A 1,865-nucleotide genomic window follows, 5' to 3' on the forward strand; every position below is an offset into this window, starting at 1 on the left:
CGTGTTGAGGCCAACGCCCATAATGCGTGCACTGGCGCGACATCCGACGCCATTCATGGCCATATCAATGATTTTCTGGTGCGTACCGGGCTGAGAGGCGGTGTAAGTGAACTGTAGTTGCCATGTTTTACGGCAATGAGAGCAGAGATAGCGCTGATGTCCGGCAGTGCTTTTGCCGTTACGCACCACGCCTTCAGTAGCGGAGCAGGAAGGACATCTGATGGAAATGGAAGCCACGCAAGCACCTTAAAATCACCATCATACACTAAATCAGTAAGTTGGCAGCATTACCCAAAAGTACGAAAAAATTGTAGCGCTCTGTCATCATAAGTTAGCTGAAATTTTGATGTGCCTTTGTCGAATACGGCCTGTAAAACGTCATCTCGCTCGTGCAGGCGCAAATCAAATAATTCCATTCCCGCTTTGCCAAAACGGCGAGCAGGCGCGTAATCGCACAGCAGCTCAACAATATTATAGTGCCGTGGATCCTGGCATATAGCCCGATATATCATTTTAACCTGTTCTTCCGGACCTTCCAGAAGCTGGAAAAAATGAGAACCATTAAACAGTAAGATCCCTGTTACGTCAGACTGCATGTTCCTGCGATTTGCTATCGAAACCATTTCTTCGATTTTTTTGACAGGTTCGTCGTCACGTATATGGCTACGATAAATAAGGGTGGTAAGCATTAACAATCCAGGGTAATGGGTGAGGCGAGAGTAAGACGGTAACAGACATATCTTCTTGTGTCTTTCTTTTAATACCAAAACATAACCGTTTCTTTACATTGATAAAAAATGGAAAAAGTTGAACACTAGTTGGCGAAAAATCTCGTATAGATTGTCAGTTAAATGATGCAATATGTTTTATCATAACACATTGTTTTATATGTATTGGCACTAATTGCAAAAAATTAATTTATCATTCTGTACACATATTTCGTACAAGTTTGCTATTGTTACCTCACTTAACATTGATTAACATTTTTAACAGAGGCGTAGCATGCATCAAAATTCAGTGACTTTAGATTCTGCGGGAGCAATCACTCGTTACTTTGCAAAAGCTAACTGGCCTACTCAGCAGGAAACTCTCGGGGAAATTGTGACTGAGATTTTGAAAGATGGACGTAATCTGAGTCGAAAGTCGCTTTGTGCCAAACTTCTTTGCCGACTGGAACACGCGACTGGGGAAGAGGAACAGAAACATTATAATGCACTAATTGGGTTGCTTTTTGAATAATGCAACAGCCTGATTATTTAACAGGTTAGCTATGAAGTCGTTATGAAGACATCTGATAATGAACGTATAAAATATGAAATTACTGGCCAGGTGGTGCTCCAGATACTGCGCATGAAGATAAATTTTTCATTGCAGACTCTTATTAAGCAATTACTCGTAATGAAATCGGCTGAGGAAGATGCTTTCCGACGCGATTTAATTGACAGCATAATTCGTGATTTTAGCAATAGTGATTCAGGAGGGCCAAACCGAAGAACAGCGACAGCTGACAATAAAAGTATGTTCAATGGTAAGAAAATAAACAGAATACATTAAAATTTCATAAGTAAGATGAGAGGTTACCATGCTTGAAGATACTACAATTCATAATGCAATAACTGATAAAGCGTTAGCAAGTTACTTTCGCAGTTCGGGTAATTTGTTAGAAGAAGAGTCAGCAGTGTTAGGGCAGGCTGTCACCAATTTAATGTGGATTTGCCCCTATATTTCCAGACATCTGTTATCACTTAACCCATTACAAGCCCGCAGCCGCAGATATTCCCGTGGCGAGCGATAACCCAGCGCACTATGCGGATGCCATTCGTTATAATGCTCGAACGCCTCTGCAAGGTTCTTTGCTGCCGTTA

Annotated in this window: 4 protein-coding genes and 2 pseudogenes; 3 read left to right on the forward strand and 3 right to left on the reverse strand. The window is 41.5% G+C overall.

Translation table 11 applies throughout. The annotated features are described in order from the left end of the window. Both BHE85_RS14460 and bluF read right to left on the reverse strand, forming a co-directional pair. Positions 1–237 (reverse strand): IS1-like element transposase (locus BHE85_RS14460; RefSeq protein WP_001650043.1); only part of this gene is annotated, 237 nt, incomplete at its 3' end. 56 nt (positions 238–293) lie between these two features. Next, positions 294–689: pseudogene (gene bluF / locus BHE85_RS14465) on the reverse strand (blue light-responsive regulator BluF); the annotation flags it as partial. 313 nt (positions 690–1,002) lie between these two features. Here bluF and ycgZ point away from each other — a divergent pair. From ycgZ to ariR, 3 genes and pseudogenes are all read left to right on the forward strand, one after another. After that, complete coding sequence (gene ycgZ, locus BHE85_RS14470) at positions 1,003–1,239, forward strand: regulatory protein YcgZ (protein ID WP_000554150.1); 237 nt, start codon at positions 1,003–1,005, stop codon at positions 1,237–1,239. Between the two features lie 42 nt (positions 1,240–1,281). Further along, positions 1,282–1,554: a hypothetical protein gene (locus BHE85_RS14475; protein ID WP_000858006.1), complete on the forward strand. Its 273-nt coding sequence runs from the start codon at positions 1,282–1,284 to the stop codon at positions 1,552–1,554. A 28-nt stretch (positions 1,555–1,582) separates the two neighbouring features. Continuing rightward, positions 1,583–1,708 (forward strand): annotated as a pseudogene (gene ariR / locus BHE85_RS14480) (biofilm/acid-resistance regulator AriR); the annotation flags it as partial. An 11-nt stretch (positions 1,709–1,719) separates the two neighbouring features. Here ariR and BHE85_RS14485 read toward each other — a convergent pair. After that, positions 1,720–1,865, reverse strand: a 146-nt coding sequence (locus tag BHE85_RS14485; protein WP_146628072.1) for an integrase core domain-containing protein, incomplete at its 5' end; no start/stop codon positions are given.

This window comes from Shigella sp. FC1567, from assembly GCF_001743015.1.
GTDB lineage: Bacteria > Pseudomonadota > Gammaproteobacteria > Enterobacterales > Enterobacteriaceae > Escherichia > Escherichia coli.

Excerpts from the sequence above, each read along its gene's own strand:
- ycgZ (WP_000554150.1), top strand. The coding sequence starts at position 1,003 with ATGCATCAAAATTCAGTGACTTTAGATTCTGCGGGAGCAATCACTCGT.
- BHE85_RS14475 (WP_000858006.1), top strand. The coding sequence starts at position 1,282 with ATGAAGACATCTGATAATGAACGTATAAAATATGAAATTACTGGCCAG.